Origin of the sequence: Kurthia senegalensis (genome assembly GCF_000285595.1) — a bacterium.
GTDB lineage: Bacteria > Bacillota > Bacilli > Bacillales_A > Planococcaceae > Kurthia > Kurthia senegalensis.
The window spans coordinates 123633-148440 of record NZ_HE611069.1; the positions used below are offsets into that span (position 1 = coordinate 123633).

The 24808-nt window shown below is 38.5% G+C and carries 22 protein-coding genes, 7 tRNA genes and 4 pseudogenes; all 33 read right to left on the minus strand.

The window, feature by feature from the left end; translation table 11 throughout:
* Positions 1-29 precede the first annotated feature (29 nt).
* On the minus strand, positions 30-392 hold the full coding sequence (locus tag KSHG_RS17055; RefSeq protein WP_010307738.1) for an antibiotic biosynthesis monooxygenase family protein: 363 nt from the start codon (positions 390-392) through the stop codon (positions 30-32).
* A 27-nt stretch (positions 393-419) separates the two neighbouring features.
* Entirely contained in the window at positions 420-1460 is a 1041-nt protein-coding gene (locus KSHG_RS13210) for a siderophore ABC transporter substrate-binding protein (RefSeq protein WP_010307744.1), read from the minus strand.
* A gap of 114 nt (positions 1461-1574) precedes the next feature.
* Positions 1575-2339: an iron ABC transporter ATP-binding protein gene (locus tag KSHG_RS13215; protein ID WP_010307748.1), complete on the minus strand. Its 765-nt coding sequence runs from the start codon at positions 2337-2339 to the stop codon at positions 1575-1577.
* A pseudogene (locus KSHG_RS17060) lies at positions 2336-3311 on the minus strand (iron chelate uptake ABC transporter family permease subunit). Before KSHG_RS17060 ends, KSHG_RS13215 begins: the two are co-directional and overlap by 4 nt.
* Positions 3301-4254: an ABC transporter permease gene (locus KSHG_RS13225; protein WP_010307756.1), complete on the minus strand. Its 954-nt coding sequence runs from the start codon at positions 4252-4254 to the stop codon at positions 3301-3303. Before KSHG_RS13225 ends, KSHG_RS17060 begins: the two are co-directional and overlap by 11 nt.
* A gap of 261 nt (positions 4255-4515) precedes the next feature.
* Positions 4516-5328: a MetQ/NlpA family ABC transporter substrate-binding protein gene (locus KSHG_RS13230; RefSeq protein WP_010307760.1), complete on the minus strand. Its 813-nt coding sequence runs from the start codon at positions 5326-5328 to the stop codon at positions 4516-4518.
* 10 nt (positions 5329-5338) lie between these two features.
* Complete coding sequence (locus tag KSHG_RS13235; protein ID WP_010307764.1) at positions 5339-6001, minus strand: methionine ABC transporter permease; 663 nt, start codon at positions 5999-6001, stop codon at positions 5339-5341.
* A complete protein-coding gene (locus KSHG_RS17065; protein ID WP_010307768.1) occupies positions 6002-6739 on the minus strand; it encodes a methionine ABC transporter ATP-binding protein in 738 nt (245 codons plus the stop codon).
* A 135-nt stretch (positions 6740-6874) separates the two neighbouring features.
* The gene (locus tag KSHG_RS19335; RefSeq protein ID WP_010307772.1) at positions 6875-7126 is read right to left on the minus strand and encodes a MepB family protein; all 252 of its coding nucleotides are present in this window, start codon (positions 7124-7126) and stop codon (positions 6875-6877) included.
* A 49-nt stretch (positions 7127-7175) separates the two neighbouring features.
* Positions 7176-7385: a hypothetical protein gene (locus KSHG_RS19340; RefSeq protein ID WP_010307775.1), complete on the minus strand. Its 210-nt coding sequence runs from the start codon at positions 7383-7385 to the stop codon at positions 7176-7178.
* Between the two features lie 303 nt (positions 7386-7688).
* Positions 7689-7910: pseudogene (locus tag KSHG_RS19295) on the minus strand (restriction endonuclease); the annotation flags it as partial.
* Positions 7911-8111: 201 nt separating this feature from the next.
* On the minus strand, positions 8112-10541 hold the full coding sequence (locus KSHG_RS13255) for an ABC transporter permease (protein ID WP_010307783.1): 2430 nt from the start codon (positions 10539-10541) through the stop codon (positions 8112-8114).
* Positions 10538-11212 carry an ABC transporter ATP-binding protein gene (locus KSHG_RS13260; protein WP_010307787.1) on the minus strand — a complete coding sequence of 225 codons (675 nt, stop codon included), beginning with the start codon at positions 11210-11212 and terminating at the stop codon, positions 10538-10540. The genes KSHG_RS13255 and KSHG_RS13260 overlap by 4 nt, the downstream gene beginning before the upstream one ends.
* Positions 11213-11311: 99 nt before the next feature.
* Positions 11312-12580, minus strand: coding sequence for a sensor histidine kinase (locus tag KSHG_RS13265; RefSeq protein WP_210432983.1), 1269 nt, complete (start codon positions 12578-12580; stop codon positions 11312-11314).
* Positions 12581-12584: 4 nt separating this feature from the next.
* Positions 12585-13271 carry a response regulator transcription factor gene (locus tag KSHG_RS13270; RefSeq protein ID WP_010307793.1) on the minus strand — a complete coding sequence of 229 codons (687 nt, stop codon included), beginning with the start codon at positions 13269-13271 and terminating at the stop codon, positions 12585-12587.
* A gap of 155 nt (positions 13272-13426) precedes the next feature.
* The gene (locus KSHG_RS13275; protein WP_010307796.1) at positions 13427-13621 is read right to left on the minus strand and encodes a hypothetical protein; all 195 of its coding nucleotides are present in this window, start codon (positions 13619-13621) and stop codon (positions 13427-13429) included.
* 10 nt (positions 13622-13631) lie between these two features.
* Positions 13632-14560: pseudogene (locus KSHG_RS17075) on the minus strand (IS30 family transposase).
* 289 nt (positions 14561-14849) lie between these two features.
* Positions 14850-16649, minus strand: coding sequence for a glutamine--fructose-6-phosphate transaminase (isomerizing) (gene glmS / locus KSHG_RS13285; protein ID WP_010307802.1), 1800 nt, complete (start codon positions 16647-16649; stop codon positions 14850-14852).
* Positions 16650-17167: 518 nt separating this feature from the next.
* Positions 17168-17677, minus strand: a complete 510-nt coding sequence (locus KSHG_RS13290) for a type 1 glutamine amidotransferase domain-containing protein (protein ID WP_010307804.1) — start codon at positions 17675-17677, stop codon at positions 17168-17170.
* Between the two features lie 159 nt (positions 17678-17836).
* Positions 17837-19189 (minus strand): phosphoglucosamine mutase, encoded by a 1353-nt coding sequence (gene glmM / locus KSHG_RS13295; protein WP_010307807.1) that lies wholly within the window; start codon positions 19187-19189, stop codon positions 17837-17839.
* A 39-nt stretch (positions 19190-19228) separates the two neighbouring features.
* The gene (locus tag KSHG_RS13300) at positions 19229-20482 is read right to left on the minus strand and encodes a CdaR family protein (RefSeq protein WP_010307811.1); all 1254 of its coding nucleotides are present in this window, start codon (positions 20480-20482) and stop codon (positions 19229-19231) included.
* On the minus strand, positions 20482-21327 hold the full coding sequence (gene cdaA, locus KSHG_RS13305; protein WP_010307814.1) for a diadenylate cyclase CdaA: 846 nt from the start codon (positions 21325-21327) through the stop codon (positions 20482-20484). Before cdaA ends, KSHG_RS13300 begins: the two co-directional genes overlap by 1 nt.
* A 70-nt stretch (positions 21328-21397) precedes the next feature.
* The gene (locus KSHG_RS13310) at positions 21398-22012 is read right to left on the minus strand and encodes an anti-sigma factor family protein (RefSeq protein ID WP_010307817.1); all 615 of its coding nucleotides are present in this window, start codon (positions 22010-22012) and stop codon (positions 21398-21400) included.
* Positions 22013-22023: 11 nt separating this feature from the next.
* A complete protein-coding gene (gene sigW, locus KSHG_RS13315) occupies positions 22024-22587 on the minus strand; it encodes an RNA polymerase sigma factor SigW (protein WP_010307821.1) in 564 nt (187 codons plus the stop codon).
* A gap of 65 nt (positions 22588-22652) precedes the next feature.
* Positions 22653-23554 (minus strand): annotated as a pseudogene (gene rocF / locus KSHG_RS17080) (arginase).
* A gap of 92 nt (positions 23555-23646) precedes the next feature.
* On the minus strand, positions 23647-23832 hold the full coding sequence (locus KSHG_RS13325) for a CsbD family protein (protein ID WP_010307834.1): 186 nt from the start codon (positions 23830-23832) through the stop codon (positions 23647-23649).
* A gap of 111 nt (positions 23833-23943) precedes the next feature.
* Positions 23944-24016 (minus strand) — tRNA-Lys (locus KSHG_RS13330).
* A 1-nt stretch (position 24017) separates the two neighbouring features.
* Positions 24018-24092, minus strand: a tRNA-Gln gene (locus KSHG_RS13335).
* Positions 24093-24106: 14 nt separating this feature from the next.
* Positions 24107-24190: transfer RNA gene (locus KSHG_RS13340), tRNA-Tyr, on the minus strand.
* 15 nt (positions 24191-24205) lie between these two features.
* Positions 24206-24281, minus strand: a tRNA-Val gene (locus KSHG_RS13345).
* A gap of 17 nt (positions 24282-24298) precedes the next feature.
* Positions 24299-24373: transfer RNA gene (locus tag KSHG_RS13350), tRNA-Glu, on the minus strand.
* A 96-nt stretch (positions 24374-24469) separates the two neighbouring features.
* Positions 24470-24542 (minus strand) — tRNA-Thr (locus KSHG_RS13355).
* Positions 24543-24570: 28 nt separating this feature from the next.
* A tRNA-Asn gene (locus KSHG_RS13360) sits at positions 24571-24647 on the minus strand.
* Positions 24648-24808: the final 161 nt, after the last annotated feature.

Genomic DNA, 24808 nt, shown 5'->3' on the forward strand with positions numbered 1-24808 from the left:
GAGACAACATGTCTCAACCTTTTTCTTATTTATAAAACGTTATAAACGCTACCTTCACTTGAAATGACATAGTCAGGCTTTGGAGGTTTGCCACCATGTTCAGCGATTTGCTTTTTATGACCTGCGATGTGCTCTGGGCTCTTCTCCCAAGCTTTCCACGCTTCTTCTGATTCCCAACGTACGAGCATAACAATCTCACCGTCACCGCGACGTGTTTTTTTCACTAAAATCTCACGGCTAATAAATCCTTCACGCTGTTCCACGAGTGAAACTTTATTTGGATTTGGTTTAAATTTTTCAAGAGCTTGATCTAAAAACCTTCTTTGACGACTGTACGGCGCATTTGTATAAACATTATTATATTCCCCTTTAGAAAAAAGAGCCTGACTCAATTGAGGCAGGCTCCTTTTTATTTAGTTTTATTTTAATTCGTTTAAGATTTCATCCATTTTTTCAACTTCTGTTGTTGCACCGTTACTTGAGAAGTACCAGTTTACACCGTCTAAGTAAACAATTTTGCCATTTTTATAAGCGTCTGTTTTCTTAATAATGTCGTTTTCAACATCTTTTTTCAGTGCATCTACATCCATGTTATTACGGTCAATGACGAATAACACTTCTGGATTCGCTTTTAAGATTGCTTCATAAGAGAAGTTAGAACCGTGTGCTGACGTATCGATTCCTGTTACAGCTGGTTTAAAGCCAAATGAATCGTATACGTACTTAAAGCGAGAATCTTCACCGTTATCGAAACCTGAAATTTGTTTATCACTATACATTGTTACTAAAGCATTGTCGTACGTAGCTGCTTTTTCTTGGATGGCTTTTTTCTTCTCATCGATTGTCGCTTTTAATTCTTTCGCTTTATCTTCTTTGTTGAAAACTTTCGCTGCTAAATCGATTGAGTCTTCTACGCCACCAAGATAATCAGAATTATCTGAGCCGATGAAAATAACATTCGGTGTAATTTCTTTTAGCTCTTCATAGTAGCCTGCTTGACGACCTGAGATGAAGATGACATCTGGTTCAGCCGCTGCTACTTTTTCAAGATTTAGTTCTTTTAAATTCCCTACATCTTGTAAATCGCTAGATGGTTTGTATTTTTCTTTTAGTTCAGCTGGTAAATTCCCTTTACCATCACCGTAAGGAATCGCTACAACACCTTCTACACCAAGTGCATCTAAAGTATCTAAGAAACCGTAATCCATTACTGCAATACGTTTAGGTTGCTCTTTCAGTTCAACGTCTTCAAAAGTAAGTTTTTTACCGTCTTCTGTTTCGCGAGAAGCACTCAATGATTGCACAGTCATTGGGAAAGCATCTGCGTTAGCAGCTGTTTTGCTATCTGAAGTTTGTTCTGTTTTAGCTCCTGAAGAGTCTTTTTCTGATTCGTCAGTACCACAAGCACCTAACATTAAAGTTAATGCTGCAGTTGCAGTTAAGAAACGCCATTTTTTCATTTTAAAATTCTCCTCCTAAGATCCTTTATATACACTGATAATGATTATCATTTTCAATTATCTACTAAAATTGTAACGAACTTTACATAGTGTTGTCAACCGTCATTTAGGAAATTATTGCGATTGGAAGTACACGCAAATTTTACAACCGTCTTGTTCTTGTACTGGAATATTCATATCATACACGTCTTTTAAAGCCGTCGTATTAATAATTTCTGCCGTCGGACCATCTTTTACGAGACGTCCATCTTTCAGTGCGACAATGCGGTCTGAATACACAGAAGCGAAGTTAATATCATGTAACACGATGACGACCGTTTTACCTAATTCATCTACGAGCTTGCGTAAAATTTTCATAATTTGAACAGAATGTTTCATGTCCAAATTGTTTAATGGTTCATCGAGTAAAATGTACTCTGTATCTTGTGCAATGACCATCGAAATAAACGCTCGTTGCTTCTGACCACCTGAAAGTTCATCTAAAAACTGATGCTGAATGTCAACGAGATTCATATACACTAACGCTTCATCAATTTTCATGTCATCTTCTTCATTTAAACGACCGTGTGAGTACGGGTAACGTCCAAATGCGACGAGTTCACGCACCGTTAAACGCACGTTAATAAAGTTAGACTGACGTAAAATCGCGACGCGCTTCGCAAATTCTTTTGATTTTAAACTTTTCACATTCGTTTGATCGAGTAAAACTTCTCCCGTATCGGCTTCTAGCAAGCGACTAACCATCGATAGTAGAGTTGATTTACCTGCACCATTTGGTCCGATGAACGATGTGATTTTTCCTGTTTCAATCGTAACGGAAACATCTTCCACTACTTTTTTCTTGCCAAAAAGTTTCGTAATACCTTTTATTTCAATCATCTCGTTACCCCCTTACTTTGTTTCAACAATAAGTAAATGAAATAAATACCGCCGACAAAGTTGATGATGACGCTAATCGTCGTCGACAATTCAAATACGTGTAATACGAGGAATTGCCCCCCCGACGAGTGCGATAATACTAATTAAACTTGCACCGAGTATGAGGATAGAATGTTTGTACGTCACTAAAAATTGATACGCTAAGTTGGCAACAATTAATCCTAAAAACGTAATAGGTCCAACGAGTGCCGTCGAAGTTGCTAATAAAATCGAAGCTAAAATTAAAACGTTCAAAACAATTTTGTCGTAATTCACACCTAAATTCATCGCATTGTCGCGACCTAAATTCATCACGTCTAAATCTTTCATCATAAAAGCGCCGTATATGAAGCAAGCAATTAAAATGACAGCTGAAATTAAAACGAGCTCAGACTTCACATTCGTGAAACTCGCAAACAATTTATTTTGTAAGCTTAAATACTCTACTGGATCAATTAATACTTGTAAGAAACTAACGAGACTGCCGAGTAACGTACCGATAATCATTCCTGCTAAAAGCAGTAGGAAAATCGGATATTTATCCGCTCTAAACAAGAAGCGATACAAAAGTAAAGCGAATAAAACCATAGCAACGATCGATGTCCCGAAGTTTAAATAACGGTCGACAACGAATGCCGATGCCGAACCTAAGAAGAAGAATATAACCGTTTGTACGACTTCATACATCGAATCTACACCGATCATAGACGGTGTTAAAATACGATTTCGTGTTACCGTTTGGAACATAACTGTCGCATACGCAATCGCAACGGCTGTAATGACCATTGCGAGTACGCGGTCTACCCTTTTCGGAAAAGCATAACTAAAACTTCCTTGAATGTTATAAAATAAAAAGCCGACAATCGATAATGCCGCTAGTATAAACAAACAAATTAACTTAATGCGATTCGCACGTTTCACATTACTTTGCATACGCTTTCCCCCTAAACAACATCACTAAGAAGATGGCGCTACCAATAACCGCAACTGTCGTATTGACAGGGATTTCATACGGTGCAACGATGAGACGACTGAAAATATCGCATACGAGTAAAAATACGACACCGAGCGCTACCGTATGTGGAATCGTCTTGCGCAAATTGTCTCCTAAATAAAGTGAAACGATATTTGGAATAATCAAACCTAAAAATGGAATGACACCGACCGTCAAAATAACCGTCGTTGAAATAATTGCGACGAGGACAAGTCCAATATTCAATACCGACTTGTAACTCAAGCCTAAGTTTTTAGCAAACTCTTCGCCCATACCCGCAACCATAAATTTGTTCGCAAACAAATATGCGAGAATAATCGCAGGAACTGCGACGTATAAAAGCTCATAACGCCCCGCAACGACAAGTGTGAAACTTCCTAAGAAAAAGGCTCCGACATTTTGTAAAATATCTGCCTCGTATCCGAGAAATGTCGTAATCGACGATAAAATATTCCCGAACATAATCCCTACGAGCGGAACAAAAATAGCGTCTTTAAATTTAATGCGGTCGAGTAATTTCATGAAAATAAACGTGCCGATTAACGCAAATGCAAAACCAAACATAATTTTTTGCATGTATGTAACGTTCGTGAAAAAAATCATCGATAAGACAATTCCTAACTTGGCCGCATCTAATGTTCCTGCAGTCGTTGGTGACACGAACTTATTTCGGCTCAATGCTTGCATAATTAATCCGGCAATACTCATGCCCGCTCCGGCTAATATAATCGCCATTAAACGTGGAAGACGACTAATTAAAAAGATTTGCACTTCATCCGATTGCCAGTCCAATAAATCCGACGGCTTAATATCAATTGCCCCTACAAAAAGAGAAACAAAAGATAGGACGACTGCCGCAACAATCAACATCCATAACTTCATCCAGCTTGCCCTCTTTTTCTTCATCATATTTCGATTTTCACTTTAATGAAAATCGTTCTCATTTATATCATTACTATCATAGCATCTTCACATTTAAAAACCAATATAACTCAGAAAAACGTAATATAAAATGTGACTATTCGCATTATTTCTGACATATTTCATCCAAATAATCGCATAACTAACTTGAAAGATTTCCCATATTCATAAACTAAATCAACAAAAAAAGCCTATACATTCGCATAGACTTTTTCGTATAAATTAAAAGGCAGGAATCGATGTTTCCTTGAAATTTTTCTCTAAGTATTCACGAACTTCATCGCTCGTTAATGCTTTTTTCAGCTTTTGAATCGCTTCATTATTTTCATCTTCTTTATTCGTTACGAGTTGAATCGCATAGTCATTCCCTGGTAACTCTTGAAGAAGTGCATCTTTACTCGGTTTTAAGCCAAGTGGTGAAGCGTAAGCTGGATACAATGTCACCGCATCTACTTCATCATACGCACGTGCTAACATTAATAAATCGACCTCTTTAAATTGGATGTCTTTTTTATTTTCTGTAATGTCATCGTACGTGTAATACGTTCCTTTTTTCTCTCCTAATTGAATCACTTTATTTTGTGATAACAGTTGAAGAGAACGATCAATATTCGATGCATCATTTGCAATCGCTAGCGTCGCACCTTTCGGAAGGTCTTCCCAGCTATCATATTTTTTTGAATAGACGCTGAAGTTCGGATAATAAATTTTTTGAACAGCGACTAAATCTGCGCCGTTCGCTTTATTAAATTCTTTCATGAAAAATTGATGTTGGAATAAGTTCGCGTCCACTTCATGTGCCGCAAGTGCTGTATTCGGTTGAACGTTATCGCCTAAAATGACGATATCTAAATCAATGCCTTCTTTTTTCAATAACGGTTTAGCTACTTCTAAAATGTCTGTCATCGGTGGAATCAATGATGCCACTTTCAACGTTTCATTGCCTGCTTTCTCTTTCGTCTCTGATGATTTTTCTTCATTTCCACAAGCAGCTAACAATACTACAGTAAACAACATGAATAATAATTTTTTCAAGTGAATGCCCCTATCGTTTGTCTAGTTTTCTCGCGACGGTCGTACCGATAATTTGAATGATTTGCACGAGGATAATCATAATAATAATGACGTAAAGCATTAAATCTACCATGAACTGTTGGTAACCGTAACGAACCGCAAAATCCCCGATTCCTCCGCCACCAACGACGCCCATAATCGTTGAATACGAAATGAAGCTGACGATCGATGTCGTCAATCCGAGAATTAATCCCGAACGTGCTTCGACGAATAAAAATTTAAAAATAATATCTTTCGTCGAGGCACCCATCGAAATGGCCGCTTCAATAACACCTTTTGGTACTTCTAATAACGACTGTTCGACGAAACGAGCGTAGTGTGCAAACGCAATAATCGCAAGTGGCACACACGCTGCCGCCGTCCCAATCGCTGTTCCGACAACGATTCGTGTAAACGGAATTAAGAAAATAACGAGTAGTAAGAACGGGAAAGAACGAATAATATTCACGAGTAAGTTTAAGACGTTGTACACGACTTTATTTTCAAGCAGCTTCCCTTTACTCGTTAAATATAAAAACGTCCCGACTGGTAAACCAATAATAACCGCAGACAGTACGGAAATACCGAGCATAATCCCCGTCTGCATAATCGAGCGAATAATCTCTTGCTCGTATTGCACTAAAATATCTGGCATTTAAACACCCTCCCGCAGTAGTTCATCTACGAATGTTTGCGGATGGTCTTCAATAGACGCGATGCCGAGCGGTTCAATCGGAACAATTTTATAAATTTCTCCTTTTGATACGACGCAAACGCGATGACAAATGCGCTTAATCACGTCCATCTCATGACTAACGATCGCAATCGTCACGCCGAGACGCTCGTTAATTTGTTGAAGTACTTGTAAAATTTCTGCCGTCGTCTTCGGGTCAAGAGAAGACGTCGGTTCATCACATAGTAAAATCTTCGGCTCGTTCACGAGCGCACGCGCAATCGCCACACGCTGCTTCTGTCCACCACTTAGCTGTGCGGGATACTTCCGGTGCATTTCTTCTAGCCCTACAAATCGCAAGCACTCTAGTACGCGCTCTTTTCGCTTCGACTTCGGATAATGTGCTAACACGAGTGCTAGCTCGACATTATCGTACACCGTTTTGTTTGCGACTAAATTAAAATGCTGAAAGATCATCCCAATCGACTTTCGTGCTTCTCGTAATTCACGTGCCGTACTCGACGCTAAATTTCGCCCGTCGACGATTACTTCACCGCTCGTCGGTTTTTCAAGACAGTTCATCATACGCAGAATCGTCGATTTTCCCGCACCACTTTGCCCGATCAATCCAAAAATCTCACCCGACTCAATCGTTAATGTCACATCATTCACAACGAGTTGCTGCTCATAACGCTTCGTCACATTATGTAATTCAAGCATGCCAACCCTCCCAAAAACAGTAATTGTCATAACGACCATTAGTTTACTTTAAAAAAGCGTAATTGAGAAGATGCTGTTTGGCTTAAAGCGATAAAAACTCAAGTATTCTATACATTTTTAAGTATTAAATAGCTTTTATCCTAAATGATACAGTACCTTCCATCGCTCGTTAATGTCCTCTTGCTGTTGCCACTCGAAAAAATACGGCTGTTGCCATTTTTGCGTCGCAATCGCTTGTTTACTCGTCGGTTCATCCCAACTCGCATACACTCGCATTGCCATCTTACCTTTTTTCTCCGCTGTCCGAAGAATCCCTTTTTTCGCTAATACGTCTTTCGGAAAAACAAATTGGCCGTATACGTCATTATTTTTGAAGACGACAATCACGTAATAATCTACCGCTTCTTCTTCCGAGAAAGCTTCATTTTGATCGTCTTTATTTTTTTGTCACATCGCTACGAACTGTCCTATTTTCTTCGGTGTCACATGCGCGACCCTCAAACGAATCCGCTTTCCGTTTAAAGTGAAAATCCCCCCCTGCGTACTTCGCATTTTGCTGCTCTTCTTGAGCGTCCGTTACGACCAATCCACTCGGTTCGTATACCGTTTGCTGCAACCAGCGCAAAACGTGCTGAAACTCCTTCATTATCATCCCTCCTATTCGTATAACTATCTTCATTCAGTTACCCTTACTTTCGTAGAAGTAGACGATGAATGTTCATTTTATAACTAAATAAATTACTAACAGTTTTCTTTTTTATTATTTACTTAGTTCTCAAAATGATTTTACAAGACAAAAAACCCGCACATCTCAATTGAAATGTGCGGGTTTTATATTGGACGGTTTCTTTCTTTGTGAACCATTGTACAATTTTTATAAAAAGATTGATCATAATCTGTGATTCAATCTTCAGCAAAATCGCTTAATTTTTTTAAGAATATATGTAAGTTATTCTGCCATGAAAACACCCTTATATGGAGTTCTCATAACATTAACCCATTGTTCTAGTGTTTCCCTATTTGCTTGAGGAATAGGATAATTTCTTGCTGTACATACCTTTTCAGCACCCGGAGACAGGGAACTTATTGTAACGATAAGTCCAGATTCTGCACCGTACTCTTGAATATCCGCCCAAAGAGATTTTACCACCATCTTTTCAATTTTTGTTTTATACCTCTTACAATGTTAGCTTTATAGCAGCTTAAACATGGCACGAGTAAATTGCATGTATATTAAATGCCCTCGAACGTTCGTAGGAACAAATCGAGGGTCTTTTTATCAATCTTCCCATTTTCTGGAACATATTAGTATGTCGGCTAAATTTTGCTTATAATAAATTTTTCTTTAATTCCTATTTGAAAATTACATCTATTAACCTTGATAATGGATTCTTTCAACCAAAGTTGCTTTTTTCAGATTATGACTTAAAACAAAAGATAGTACAATCTGCAAGAAACTAACCACCAAAATCATCGCCAGAATAGGTATAAATGGAATATGGTAAACATTCATTCCAAATACGCCATTCACCTTCGCATAAGAAAAGAGTAGATATCCAATCGGTAATCCTACAACAAGAGAGACGAATATTGTTCCTAGTGTGAAAATCAAGCCTTGCAGCTGCAAGCTAATATTTAATTGCTTGTTCGTCATTCCAACAGCTTGCAATACGCCATATTCTTGTCTTTTTGTTATGATATTTATAATCATTGTATTGGCAAGATTCATAAATCCAATCAAGCCTGCAATTGCCATAAATAAATAACTTCCCAACTTCATCATGGTACTTGCGAATTCAGCTGTCTGCAATTCATCATGGTAAGTTTTAAACTTGACATAAGATGTATCTTCAATTAGGTTTCTTACATTTTGCTCCACCGAAGCTACATCGCCTTCGTCCGTATCGATCCAGATATAGCCATAGGATACCCCTTCTGGCTGCATCGCTTGATAGACCTCCTCTGGGATGACAAGATAGGTATCCGCACTTGTAAATGCACCAGCAATATTTCCTTTATAAGTAAATTCTTCTGTCCCATTATCTAATTCAAAAGTTATCGGATCATTCAATGAATAGCCATCTGGCGCCATCCACATAGACCAACCGAAGAAAACATCTCCATTTCTTACAGCCTCGTTATAATCCATTGGGCCAAGGTCGCCTTCATATCGCATCTTTTCAAAATCTTCTTTATTCACAATCGAGACGACCTGCTTTGAACCATTTATTTTTGCAACAGCAATTTCTCTCGTTAGCACTTTATTAACGCCTGGTATACGCTCAATTTCTGCAATAAGTGTGTCATTCAATGGATTCTTTTTAAGAATCGAATCCAGATTATTTTCTGGATAAGCTTCATCCCACTCATAAGAATAATCAAGCTTCAATTCAAATTGCCCGTGATTCATGCCTTTTCTTGCTTCGTATTCCGTATCGATATTTCCTACAAAGTTTGCGATAATCACAAATAATACACAAGAAAGACCCATTGTAAGAATCGTTCCGATTGTTCTTTTCTTATTACCAACTACATTTGCCATTGCCAAAGAGAATACAGATATATTTTTTTGGCCTTTCCGCATTCCATGGTTCTTTTTTGTTGAGTTTTCCAAATATCGTGTTGCTTCAATAGGCGATATTTTCGAGACAATTTTCATCGGCTTTCGAAGTGCTAATATCACTGTTAGCAATGAAATCAAAATACTAACTAGCATCAATGTGGCTGAAAATAATGGTACCTGACTATTTGGTATTCCAATAGATGCCATATTCCCTTGTTCGATTAACCAACCAAAGCTTACTTTTGCCATAAAAAATCCAAGAACCCATCCAATAGGTATTGAAAGCACTGAAAGAATCATACCTTCTCGAAAAATCAACTGTTTCATCTGCTTTTTTGTTGCACCTAAGGCTTTGATTTTTCCGTATTCTTGTATCTTTTGAGCGATACCCACTTGAAAAATATTATAGATAACAACAACCGAAAACAGTACAATCCCTAAGATTAGAATGCCACATACCGCAATCATTTCATAGCTCGGCTCTAGTGTCCAAGACAAGAAATAATCATTTACAATCAGGTTTTTGCTATCAATTCCGGAAGAATCCGCAATGTTCGTAAGCACTGAATCAATGTTATTCATAGAAACATGGACAGAATCATTCAATGTAAAATAGACATTGTATGCTCGCTCGTCTTCTGCAAATTGACTATCATAAAAATCGGAAGAAGTGAATACTATATAGGAAGACTTAGCTTTATATTCCTCTCGATCAAATAGAATGCCACTAACTACAAAATCTTGCTTACTATATTCCTCGTTCATTCCAGAACGATATTCAAGACGAATACTATCTCCAATTTTCACATGCTCATAGCCCTGCGACTTAAAGAAAGCTTTACTTGCAGCAATATCCCGTGAACTCTTTGGATAGGATCCTTCCGAAAGTAAATATTCTTGATTGTAAGGTAGCATTTCTCGGACATGCTCGTCTGCACTAACAAATGCGCCTTTCTCATTCCCTTTTAAGATACCGGCTGTAGACATCAGCCCGACCGTATCTATTTCAGCTCTTCGTTCGATTTCCTGTAACTGCGTATCATCTACAGATAAGAACAGTCCATAATTGCTTCCATATCTGTCCGCTGCATTTTCTTTTTGTAGGTTAATAACGCCATTTCCAATAGTGCTGATAATAGTAAGTAGCATTGTCGTTAAACAAATAGCAAATATGATAAGGATACTTCTCGTTTTATTCTGCTTGTTATTGTTGAATGCGATTTTAGTAATTGTATTCATCGGAAATCCACCACTTGTCCATCTTCAATGATTAAGATACGGTCTGCTACCTGTGCAATTTGATCATCATGTGTAATCATCACGATGGTCTGACCATATTTTTTTGCCGTCATTTTTAGCAGGCCAATTACTTCGTCGCTTGTTTTTGAATCAAGATTACCGGTTGGTTCATCTGCAAAAAGTATTTCTGGTTTTGTGATTAAGGCTCTTGCGATTGCGACTCGCTGCTGCTGTCCACCTGATAATGTATTCGGGAGGTTATGGATCCGATTCTCAATACCTAGTGTGGTAATGATGTCATTTGCATATACTTCATCGACTTTTTTTCCATCCAGTCCTAAAGGTAACACGATATTTTCCCAAACATTGATGGCTGAAACCAAATTATATGCTTGAAAAATAAAGCCGATTTTTCTTCTACGAAAAATTGCCAGTTGATCCTCGCTCATCTGATACATATCGTTTCCCGATAATAGAACTTTGCCTTCCGTTGGCATATCAAGTCCCCCAAGCATATGGAGTAGTGTGCTTTTGCCAGAGCCAGATTTACCTACAATGGCAACAAATTCCCCCCGATTAATCTTAATGCTTACATTATTTACTGCCTTCACTTGATTTTTATTTGTTCCATAAAACTTACTAAGTTGGTTTGTTTCTAATATGACACTCATTTAACAGTCCTCCATGTTCTAATTTTACTCCTATCTTATCAAGTGAATCTTTCATTTCACTTTCAAAAAAAATAGAAGTCTTACGGTTTCGTAAGACTTCTACTTTTTCTCTAGCAGTTGAATAACAAACTTACTGCCATGTCTATGATTAAATCCAACTTCCATGTCGAAATTAGAGGACACTGTTATCGTCCCATGATGTTGCTCGATAATTTCTCTTGAAAGAAATAATCCAATCCCAGAACCACTTTCTTCTTTTACTTCTGGCAGGGAGCCTCTGAAAAAGCGTTGAAATACCTTATGATATTCTTCCTTCGGTATACCAATCCCTTGGTCTTCAATCTCAATACGTACAATCCCAGTTCTTTTTTGTAATCGAATCGCTATTTCGGAATGAGTCGGGCTGTACTTAATAGCATTATCCAAAATGTTGATAAGTGCTTCACTCAACCATTTTTTGTCTTGCATAATCTCATAGTTTTCTAATGTTTCATCAAAGTCAAAAACTAGCTCAATGTCCTTCTTTATTGCATTCGGATAGACACGATTCACAGCAGTAATTATTGTTTCTAAAAGAGGAAGCTTTTTTTTATCAATTTGAATTAATCCTACTTCCATTTTTGAAATCTGCAATAATGATTGCAGCAGTACTTCCAAACCGTCTAATGCATTTCTACACCTTATTCGAAACTCTTTTTGTTCTTCTTCACTTAGATTATCTCGAAGCAATACACTAAAACAGGCATCTAATGCTGCGACGGGGGCTTTTAATTGATGCGATATATCAGAAACCAGCTCTTTCGTTCCTTCCTTTTCCAATCGCGCTTTTTCTTTCAGCAACTTCATATAATGTCCAAGTACATCCAATTGATATTTGATTTTTTCCTGCTCATCTTCATCGTCATCATCTAGTTCCAGTATTACTTCATAATTGTTTTCTCGAAAATTCACAAGTGTGTTTTCTATTTGCGAAAATCTGGCTTTATCCTTTTGTAGGATCATTCTTTGCCAAAGCCATAACAAAGAAAAAAGTATGACAAACAAAAAGAATGTGCCACCCGCTGTTAAAGCTATGTTCTGTAAGAACTGTTGATATAAAACATTCTCAACATTCTTCAAATAACCATACTTCTCCAGCAACTGTTTTCCTTGTTCTATCGAATCTAAATTGTTATCTTTTAGAATATCTATCACAATATCAACTCCATCTTGCCCAGATTTAGTAGCGATCTCTGCCAAGATGTTCATGCTGTTATTGTAATTCTGGTAATATACCCATGTTGTCAAACAGTTGCTAAAAATATATGCAAACATGACTATGCTTATTAGCTGTAGGATTTGTTGTTTCTTTCTTTTTCCTCTTGCCACCAGATTAACCCACTTCCTGATTCCATACATAACCAAGTCCCCGTATGTTTTTCAAATACACTGGCTTTGCTGGATCTTCTTCAATTTTTTCACGAAGCCTCCGCACATTCACGGCAACTGTATTCTCATCTACAAATTCTCCATCAATATCAAATATATTTTCTAATATCTGCTTTTTAGAAAGAACCTGCTTTGGATATTTCAAAAATAAAGTAAGCATCTTCCATTCGTTCTTCGTCAATACCACTTCCTTGCCTTTGACCAGAACTTTCATCTCTCTTGGAAGCACTCGAATGTCCCTTGATATTATTTCATTTTCTTCATTACTGCTTTTGATACGATTGAAATAGGCTTCAATTTTTAGAAGCAGTACGGATAGGCTGAAAGGTTTCGTGATATAATCATCAGCACCCGCTTCATACCCCATTACCTGACTTATCTCTTGGTCTAATGCAGTAAGACAAATAATATATGCCTTATTTTGCTGCCTCATCCACTTTATAAAATCAAGCCCATTTCCGTCCGGAAGATTTATATCACAAATAACGAGATCAATTTTATTAACAACAGCTACACTTTTTGCAGCTTGTATTGTTTCAGCAGAAAAAACAATATTTCCAGATTTCTCCAAAGAAAATGTTATTCCTCGATTTACATTTACATCATCTTCTAAAACCAATATACTTGACATAATATCACCCCTAATATCGTTTTACATATGTAAGTTAATGTAATATCCTAACTGTTCCATCATAGCATAGAAGAAACCCACCAACTTTGAAAAAAGATTAATCAAAGTTAGTGAGTTTACTTTTAAAAAGATTCTAATTTTATAAAAAAGATTGATTAAAACTTAGTTTGTAAAAGGATATCGTTCTCTGAATCTATTACTTCATACATTTTATTTTTAGGATTCACTTGCTCAAATAAACTCTCTAGAATATTCTTTTTACTCTTACTTAATGAAATACCTTCACGTTCTAAAGCTTTTTCATCTACTTCACCGGTATTTAAATACCATTTATCATCAATATATCTCAATGATAGATTGTCAAATTAACTGCACCACTTCAGATTCAAATGCATCCTGTGTGGTATTCCAGTTGAGGCACTTTCTTGGTCGACTGTCAATGAAAGTGCTTTTTCTATTTCTGATGATGTGAGTTGTCCCAAATCCATTCGTTTTGGGAAAAATTCGCGTAAAAGACCATTACTATTTTCATTCGTGCCACGTTGCCAAGGTGCGTACGGATCAGCGAAGTAAAATGGGATGCCGTACTGTTTTTCAAGTTCGGCGTAACAGCTAAATTCTTTTCCACGATCCGTCGTAAACGTTTGAAAACATTTTCTTGGATAACGCGAAATGAGCTGTTCAATCGCCCACTTCATCGATTGCGCCGAGCTATTCGGTATTTGAATGCTGACATAGAAACGTGTTTTTCGCTCGGCGAATGTCGCCATACATCCTTTCGTACCACGCGCTGAAACGACGGTATCTAATTTCCAATGGCCAAACGTTTCACGCGTTTTGACTTCTTTTGGGCGCTGCTGAATAGAAGTTCCAACGTTGAAACGACCACGTGTTTCGTGTGGTGCCTTACATTTTCCTTTTTGGCGAAGCACTTGAAGCGTCACGTGAAGTTTCCCTGAATAAAGCCAGTGATAAATCGTTTTGAAAGATAATTTGCCTTGAAACAAGGAACCGACAATCTGTTCAGGAGACCATGTCGCTTTTAGTTTTTCTTCGATAACTTTACGCAATTCATCGGTACACTTTGAACGCGCACCACATTTTTTCTTCTGCGCAGCCGCGTGCCATTGCGCCTTTTCAGCAGACCATTCGTTCAATCGCTTTAATTCACGAGAAATCGTTGTATGAGAACGGTTGAGATGACGCGCAATGGCACGACAAGAGTACCCTAATCCTTTTAAAACCTCTATTTTCGAACGTTCAGATATGGTAAGATGACAATAGCTCATTCAATATGGCCCCCTGTTGATTTTGGTGTAGGAACTTTAATTATACAGGCTCATATTGAATGGGTCTTTTTTTATTTATTTTGAGTGGTGCACTTAATATTACAATTCGTCTCATAAAAAAAACACCCCTTTAGACAAAAAAATCTAAAAGGGTGAAACGGTGCAACTTTTTTAAAACAGGTAGAACTTTATTTCAAACGGTATGTCTTTTTTATAAACGGTATGTCTTTTTTATAAACGGTACGACTTTATTTCAAACCTACAACAACATGTTCCCTAACCTACGTCCTTACTCAACCGTTACCGATTTTGCTAAGTTACGTGGTTGGTCAACGTCACAGCCTCTGTATAGTGCTGCGTAGTAGCTAATTAATTGAAGTGGCACAACTGTTACAAGTGGTGTTAATAACTCGTGTACAGCTGGTAATACGAGTGCGTCACCCGCTTCTTCCATGCCTTCCATTGAAAGGATGATTGGGTTCGCACCACGTGCTACGACTTCTTTCACGTTTCCGCGAATGTTTAAGCTCACTGATTTTTGAGAAACAAGTGCGAATACTGGTGTACCGTCTTCGATTAAAGCGATTGTACCGTGTTTCAATTCGCCACCTGCGAAACCTTCTGCTTGGATGTAAGAGATTTCTTTTAGTTTTAATGCGCCTTCCATACTTACGCAATAATCGATTCCACGACCGATAAAGAATGCATTACGTGTCGTAGCAAGTGCTGTGTCCGTTACATTTTTAATCGCGTCTTTTTCATCGATTACTGATTGGATTGCATTCGCTGCAACGGCTAATTCTGCTTTCAAATCAAAGTCGACAGCTAAGCCTTTCGCTTTTGCTTCTAAATAAGCTGTGATCGCAAGTACAGCAACTTGTGCTACGTATGCTTTCGTAGAAGCTACGGCGATTTCTGGACCTGCATGAAGTAGTAATGTGTGATCTGCTTCACGAGATAATGTAGAGCCTGGTACGTTTGTGATCGTTAATGATGGGTGACCCATTTCTTTAATTTTCACAAGTACTTGGCGGCTATCTGCTGTTTCACCTGATTGAGAGATGAAGATGAATAATGGTTTTTCAGATAGTAATGGCATGTTGTAGCCAAACTCACTTGAAATGTGAACTTCTACTGGAATTTTCGCGATTTTTTCGAAGTATTGTTTCCCTACTAAACCGGCATGGTAGCTCGTACCTGCTGCGATAATGTAAAGGCGGTCTGCATCGCTCAATGCTTGTGCGATACTTGGGTCAATTGTTAATTCACCGTCTTCTGTATACGCAGAAATGATTTTACGAATAACAGTTGGTTGTTCGTCCATTTCTTTTAACATGTAGTGAGGGTATGTGCCTTTTTCGATGTCGCTCATATCTAATTCAGCTGTGTACGGTGCGCGTTCTACAGTCGTACCGTCTAACGTTTTAATTTGGATGCTGTCGCTTGTTACGAGAACGATTTCTTTATCGTGTAGTTCCACGTATTGATCCGTTACTTGTAGCATCGCCATTGCGTCACTCGCAATCACGTTAAACGTATCGCCAACACCGACTAGTAATGGTGATTTGTTTTTCGCAACGAAAATAACTTCTGGTTGTTCCGCATCTAATAAACCTAATGCGTAAGAACCTTTCACGACTGATAATGTTTTGCGGAAAGCTTCTTCTGTTTCAAGACCTTCGTTTGAGAAATGCTCTACTAATTGAACGATGACTTCTGTATCTGTATCAGATTTCATTTCGACACCTTGTAGTAGTTCCTCTTGTAATAAGTGGTAGTTTTCGATAACTCCGTTGTGTACTAAAGTAAAACGACCTGATGCGCTTTGATGTGGGTGTGCGTTTGAATAGTTTGGCACACCATGTGTTGCCCAACGTGTATGCCCGATTCCTGCAGTAGTTTCTACAGATGCATCCACGACTTGGCGTAAGTTCGCAATACGGCCGACTTCTTTAAACACTTGAATCCCGTCATTTGTCGTAACGGCGATACCAGCTGAGTCATAACCACGATATTCTAGTTTCTCTAGACCTTTCAATAAAATTTCCTTCGCGTCTAGTTGACCGATATATCCTACAATTCCACACATAATTTAATTTCCTCCGATAGTTTGCAAATTTTAATCCATATGAAATTAGACCGTATGCATTTTCGCACTGCGGTATTTCTGGACTATTCATTTTGCCTGAGTTATCTCTTTGTCCACGAAATCACTTCCGTGTTTTAAAGATAAACATCAATCGGGCAATTCGATTGGGAGGCATCCGCCGATTCTTTCGATACTCCTCCACCTCGTCTACTAAGGCTGTGTGGCATTGATTTCCTTAGTACTGGCGCTATAACTGTTTTTCCGATTTGTGGTATTCCTCTTTCCTCCTTACCGTACGCTACAGAGGTCTAACCTCTAATTAAAATAGCAACTCTATCATACTGAATCGCCATTTAATAGTCAATTAGAAACTGAATTTGAAAAGGGTTACAACTGCTTTTTTTGAAAAAACATCTCCTATGCTTGAACGCCTTAAAAGAAAAATAGTTTCTTTTTCCTACACTAAAAAATCCTAAGTGTAAAAAACTTAGGATTCAAATGCATAGGGAAAACAAATTTTATTTTAATAACTTCACGATTTCTCGATTAAATGCCGGAATGTCGTCTGGTGTACGGCTTGTGACAAGCTGATTGTTGCACACGACGACCTCTTCATCCTTTACATTGGCACCCGCATAAGCCATATCGACAACAATCGATTTATACCCCGTCGCTGTACGTCCCTCTAATGATTTTGCATTAATTAATAACTGGGGACCATGACAAATTGCGAATACGGGTTTTTGTGCATCCATAAAACCTTTCGCAAATGCGACAAAGCGGTCATCTGCACGTAATTGATCGGGTGAGAAACCACCTGGTATAAGTAACGCATCAAAGTCATCGACAGATACGTCATCAATGCCTTGATCAATCGTTACCTTTTCTCCATGTTTCCCTTCAACTTGCTCGCCTGCTTTTTTCTCGATTATCACGACTTCATGACCAGCGTCACGAATAGCTGCAGCAGGCTCCGTAAATTCAACATCTTCGAATAAATTCGTAATGACTGTTGCTACTTTTGCCAAATTGAACACCTCTTTATTTAATTTAAAACTTGAGCAAAATATTTCGCTCTACTATTACTGTTCCCACCTCTCATTACTTTAAACGAAGCCGTTAACATTTGGACATAATAAAAAGACGAGCATTCCGCTATAACGGAACACTCGCCCTTTGACTACCTTTTATTCAGCTAAACCCATTTCAGCACGAACAACGTCTGCGATAGCTGTGCAATATGCGTCACATTCTTCTTGTGTTGCCGCTTCTACCATTACACGAACTAATGGTTCAGTACCTGATGCACGAACTAACACGCGACCGTTACCAGCCATTTTTTGTTCTACTTCTGCAATTTTAGCAGCTACTAATGCGTTTTCTGTAACAGCGTGTTTATCTGTTACACGAACGTTGATTAATGTTTGTGGGAAGATTTTCATCTCAGCCGCAAGTTCAGATAATTTTTTACCTGTTACTTTCATCGTGTTCACAAGTTGTAAACCTGTTAATAGACCGTCACCTGTAGTGTTGTAGTCTAAGAATACGATGTGACCTGATTGTTCGCCACCCATGTTGTAATCATTTTTGCGCATTTCTTCTACGACGTAACGATCGCCAACTTTCGTTTGAACGCTATCCATACCATTTTCTTCTACCGCTTTGTAGAAGCCCATGTTACTCATAACAGTTGAAACGATTGTATCTTTTTTCAGACGACCTTTACTGTGTAAGTATTTACCGCAAATATACATGATTTGGTCACCATCAACGATCGTACCGTTTTCATCGACTGCGATTAAGCGGTCACCGTCACCGTCAAATGCTAATCCTAAGTCAGCACCTTTTTCGACTACGAATTTCGCTAACGCTTCTGGATGTGTTGAACCAACACCATCATTAATATTTAAACCGTTTGGTGAAGCCCCCATTGTTGAAAGGTCCGCTTCAAGATCTGCATATAAATGAGCAGCTAATGAAGAAGTGGCCCCATGTGCACAATCTAATGCGATATGAATACCTGTGAAATCTTCGTCTACTGTTTGTTTTAAGTATTGAATGTATTTTTGACCGCCTTCGAAGTAATCAGATACACTTCCCAAATCTTTTCCAACTGGACGAGGAAGTGTGTCTTCTTCCGCATCTAATAATGCTTCAATCTCTGCTTCTTGGTGATCTAATAATTTGAAGCCGTCTGAACCGAAAAATTTGATACCATTATCTTCTACAGGATTGTGTGATGCTGAAATCATAACACCAGCACTTGCGCTCATAACGCGTGTTAAATATGCTACCCCTGGAGTTGAAATAACGCCTAAACGCATTACTTCTGCTCCTACTGATAATAGACCTGCTACAAGCGCACCTTCTAGCATTTCACCTGAAATACGTGTATCACGTCCGATTAAAACTTTTGGACGTCCTGTAGCTTCTTTCGTTAAAACGTATCCACCAAAGCGACCTAACTTAAATGCTAACTCTGGTGTTAGTTCACTATTAGCGACGCCGCGGACGCCGTCTGTTCCGAAATATTTACCCATGATTTTTCTCTCCTTCAAAACGCTTCCATGTTTCTCTTATTATTCGTTTTCTTTTTTCGTAAAATTAACGGTTGCCTCTGTCACAGATGGTTTCACTTTTATGCCTGTCGGCGTTTCGATGTGCAACGTATATTTTTGAGAACCTTCCGATACGTCCGTTGCATCTACGCTAACGCTGAAATCACTAACCGTTAATTTTTTCAATTCATCCGCATCACCTGTCACCGTTAAATTAACGACTCCTGGGTTTGGACGCTCAAATTGAATATTATACGCATCTGGATCATAATTCAATACGTTAATCGGCACATTTTTAATCGTTTTTGATGTCGAATCAGACGTTTCTGTCGGTAAATCTTCATTATCAAGATTCGTCACGACATTCACATCCACTTTTGAATCAGCTGCATATGATACGCCGTTCGGTAAAACGACAGGTGCTGAAACGACTTGTGATTTTTTAATGTCCGATACGTCTACTGGAATCGTTAATTCTTTAATTGCATCAACGATTGCTTTCGGTCCGTACAACGTAATTTTATCTTTTTGAGGTGTGGCAGAAATGACTTTAATGCCATCTGCCGGTTTACCTGTTTGTTTCACTTTTATCGGTACTTGTCGATTATACTCATCTACATCCACTTTCACATGAACATTTTTCGGAGCAAATTCAACGTCTAATGCGTTCCACTGTGCATCGAATGCTTTCACTGCAACATCGCTCTCAAACGCTTTCGAAATGTTGCTACCTGGTACGATTGCTTTCACATAAGCAATTTTTTGTATAATATTCGCTGCACCTTTAACGGTAACTGTTTGTGGTTCTGCAGAAGAAGCAATGACATAATGACCTTCTGTTAATTGTTTTTGTGTAATTTGAGGTTCGACTTTCACCTGTTTCGAAATACGCTCTTCTATGTTGATTGTCACTTTACTCGGTTCGAGTGTGTAATCTACTTTATCAGAGAGACCGCTCACCTTCACTTTCACTGTGTGCGTCCCGATCGTTTGATCTTTCAAATCAAGAAACACTTTAAAGTCTTTTGAATTTTTAACAGGGAGTACGATTCCTACTGGTCCGCTAATTTTCACGACTACTTTCTCCGGTGCGCCCGTCATGACAAAATTATCGCTGTCATAATCGACCGTTAACGGCATCTCAATCGTTTCTTCTTTCGTTCCAGAAATCGTCTTCTTATCATCCTGTTCAGGTTTCACAGTAAAGAATAATAAAATTGCTAACAACAATGCTGTTACACGCAACAACCAAGGGTGGTCCATGATTTTATTCATTATTCTTTTCTCCCCCCTCTCCAGTTCCATTTTGGCGTAGTCGTTTCTACGACGTCACCAAACCACGCTTTACGTAAGCGTACTTCAAACTCTTCAAGAGATAGATCACGATGCAAATCACCGTTAATCGTTAAACTAATGCCACCTGTTTCTTCGGATACAACGATTGTAATTGCATCCGTCACTTCACTAATACCGATTGCAGCACGGTGTCTCGTTCCTAATTCTTTCGAAATGAACGGGTTCTCCGATAGTGGTAAATAACAAGCTGCTGCCGCAATCTTATCTTTTTGTACAATCACTGCCCCGTCATGAAGCGGTGTGTTCGGAATGAAAATATTAATCATCAATTCTGAAGAGATTTCAGATTGCAGTGGAATACCTGTTTCGATATAATCCGTTAATCCAGTATCTTTCTCAATTGATACGAGTGCCCCGATACGACGTTTCGCCATATACCCCACTGACTTTGTCATCGCATTGACGAGGCGATCTTGCTCTTGCTCTTCTTTTAAATTGCTACTACGTGAAAATAACTTTCCGCGACCAATTTGTTCGAGCGCTCGACGAATTTCTGGTTGGAATATAATAATAATCGCTAAGAAACCCCAATCGATTATTTGCTTCGTAATCCAACCGAGCGTATCAAGCTCGAAGAACACGGTTGCTACCCGAATGATAAAGATTACAAAAATCCCTTTGAGTAATTGAACCGCTTTCGTTCCTCTAATCAAGGTAAGTCCTTTGTAAATAACATACCAAACTAACAAAATGTCTACGATGTTTAAAAACATACGAACGACTTCATTGTCCGTAAACTGACTCAATTGTTGTAATAAATTCATGTGGTTTAATCCCCCACTCTTCTAGCAAATGCATATTGTCAAGTATAGCATATATCTTAAAATTTATTTATTATTCCCCATTGGAGAATAATTTTTTGAAACCGCTCTTCATCTTGTACCATAGCCAGTCAAACGTTTCGTCTACTTGTTCGACTTGCCCTGTTACATTTGCTGTAGAAGCCATATATTTACCGTTCACAACGGTCACATTTCCATCGACTTTACCTTCGATTACTAAGTTACCATTTTCAACGACAAGGTCTTTTTTAATGACCGTATTTTCAGGTACTGTTACCGTCTCTCCCTCAACGATTAATTGCGGATCTTTCGTCACCGCAAACTGCTGACTCGGATTAGAAACCGTTAACAAGGACCCGCTCATAAGCAACACAAAAACAGCCGCCGCAATCAGTACGGGATGACGTCTTAAAAAGCGTTGCACACCTCTCAATACCTTTTGCTTATGCGGTAATCGAACCATCACATTTTGTGCAAAATTTGCAGGGAGTGCCATTACTGCTGCACTTTTTATGAATGCGATGACATTCGTCAATTCACTCATATGCTTTTTGCAGTCATCACATTGTTTTAAATGTTCTTTTAAAACAACTTCATGTTCTTGGCTAATATCTCCATCTAAATATTCATGCATATATTCGACGACATGTTCTGGACATTTCATCATTACTAAACCTCCTACAAATCCCCTAATTGCTTACGCAATGCTTCTCTACCACGATGGACACGTGTCTTCACTGTTCCGAGCGGAATTTCTAAAATATCACTAATCTCTTGCAACGGTAACTCTTCGATATATTTCAAAATAATGACCGAACGATACTTATCTGGTAGTTGGCCAATTTCATATTGAATTCTTTCTTGTAATTCCATGCGTTCAATTTCTTCATCAGGTAATCGTTCTCCTGTAGAAAGCTGCGAATACATATCCAACCCTTCCGTACCCGGCACCTCTGCATCTAAATAATAATCCGGCTTCTTTTTACGAATCCGGTCAATACACAAGTTCGTGCCAATACGATACAGCCAAGTTGAAAATTTACGCTTTTGATCATACGTATGCAAATTAATGTACGCTTTAATGAACGCTTCTTGTGCCGCATCCTCAGCTTCTTCTTTATTTCCTAGCATACGGTAACACACTTGATACAAATTATTTTGGTATAGGGTCACAATGTCCGCGTATGCATTTTGATCACCTTTTAATACTTGCTTTACTCTTTTATTTATTAACGGGTCCATTGTGACGTCCTTTCTACCTTCACTACATTACTATACGAGGTGTGTTGTGAAAAAGATTCATAAACTCATAAAATTTGTTCGCCCATTAATGATCCTAACAACGTAACAGCGATTTCTGCTGTTTTATTTTTCTCATCTAATATTGGATTCACTTCAACGAGTTCAAGTGACGTAATAAATTCTGCATCTTGAAGCATCTCCATCGCTAAATGGCTCTCACGATACGAAATACCACCTGCTACTGGCGTCCCTACTCCAGGTGTGTAAAGTGGATCGACCGCATCTAAATCAATTGATAAATGTACCCCATCAACGTGTTGCCCTTCTAGATGAATAATCGCCTCTTGCATCACTCTCGTCATTCCTAACCGGTCAATATCATGCATCGTATAAACTTGTACACCTTTTTCACGAATAAACACTCTTTCCCCTTCATCCAGTGAGCGAGCGCCAATTAACACGACATTTTCAGGGTTCACTTTCGGTGCGTCTTTATGAATGTCCGTTAATACAGTTGCCCCGTATCCCATCGCAACAGCAAGAGACATCCCATGAATGTTACCACTTGGCGAAGTTTGTTCTGTATTCATATCTGCATGTGCATCATACCAAATGATTCCTAAATTTGAATAATGCTCACATAGCCCCGCTAACGTTCCAATAGCAATGCTGTGATCTCCACCTAAGACGATCGGGAAATGTTTTTCTTCACTATTTTACTTACTTCTTTCGCAAGTCTCGTTGAAACATCTACAACGCCTTCTACATTTTTCAAAGTCGGATGTATTTGTTTTTGATATTTGCGATCAATATGTAAATCGCCAAGGTCTGTCACTTTATGCCCTAAATTTTCTAGACAGTCAATTGCTCCAGCATAACGCAATGCGCTCGGTCCCATATCAACACCTCGTCGATTTTGCCCAAAATCAGATGGTGCGCCAATAATTGAAATCGTTAACGGTTGCATGAATTTTCCCCCTAGTAACTAGTTTTCTTTCATTATACACAAAAGAATCCTCATATGATAAAAATTACCATACGAGGATTCTAACGTATTATTTAGTCTTTTTTATTATTGAATTTGTCTTTTACTTCGCCAACTTTTTCTTGTGCAGCAGCTTTTGCTTTATCTAACTTACCGTCTGCTTGTAATTTGGCATTATCAGTAGCATTACCTACTTGTTCTTTAACTTCACCTTTCGCTTTGTTCACGCCTGCTTTTAACTTATCTGAGAATCCTGACATATGAATGAAACCTCCTAAAGTTTTGAAATTTTCAACCTATGTATCTTTTCCCCAAAAGCATTTTTTTAAACAATAAAAAAACTCTTTCGCCTACAACGAAAGAGTTTTGTATGAGTCATGCAGGATTCGAACCAGCGACCCTCTGATTAAAAGTCAGATGCTCTACCAACTGAGCTAATGACTCATGGCTGGGGTACCAGGATTCGAACCTGGGCATGATGGAATCAAAATCCATTGCCTTACCGCTTGGCTATACCCCAATATGAAATTAAGATGGTGGAGGGGGGCAGATTCGAACTGCCGAACCCGAAGGAGCGGATTTACAGTCCGCCGCGTTTAGCCTCTTCGCTACCCCTCCGAAAAAATATGAAAATGGTGGAGGATGACGGGATCGAACCGCCGACCCTCTGCTTGTAAGGCAGATGCTCTCCCAGCTGAGCTAATCCTCCATAATAAGGTTTTGTAATGGTGACCCCTACGGGATTCGAACCCGTGTTACCGCCGTGAAAGGGCGGTGTCTTAACCGCTTGACCAAGGGGCCATTTGAAAAATTTAAGTCTTAACAAGACATAAACTATAATAACATATATATTTTAATTACACAATAGTTTTTACGATTTTTTTATTTTTTTAAATAAGCTCCCAACCGGATTTGAACCGGTGACCTCTTCCTTACCATGGAAGTGCTCTACCTACTGAGCTATGGAAGCACAGTAAAATTAAAAAAGGGCAAAAAAATGGCTCCGTTGGCAGGACTCGAACCTGCGACCCTCTGATTAACAGTCAGATGCTGCTACCAACTGAGCTACAACGGAACAATACTATTTCAATATGTGTAAACATATCTTTTATACAATTAACATTATAGAGAGTTTACTGAAAAAATGCAATACTTACTCTTAAAAAATCCTAAAAAATTATTTTACAATAAAAAAGAAGCACTGATCTAAAATCAGTGCTTCTTTAGTGTGCCTAG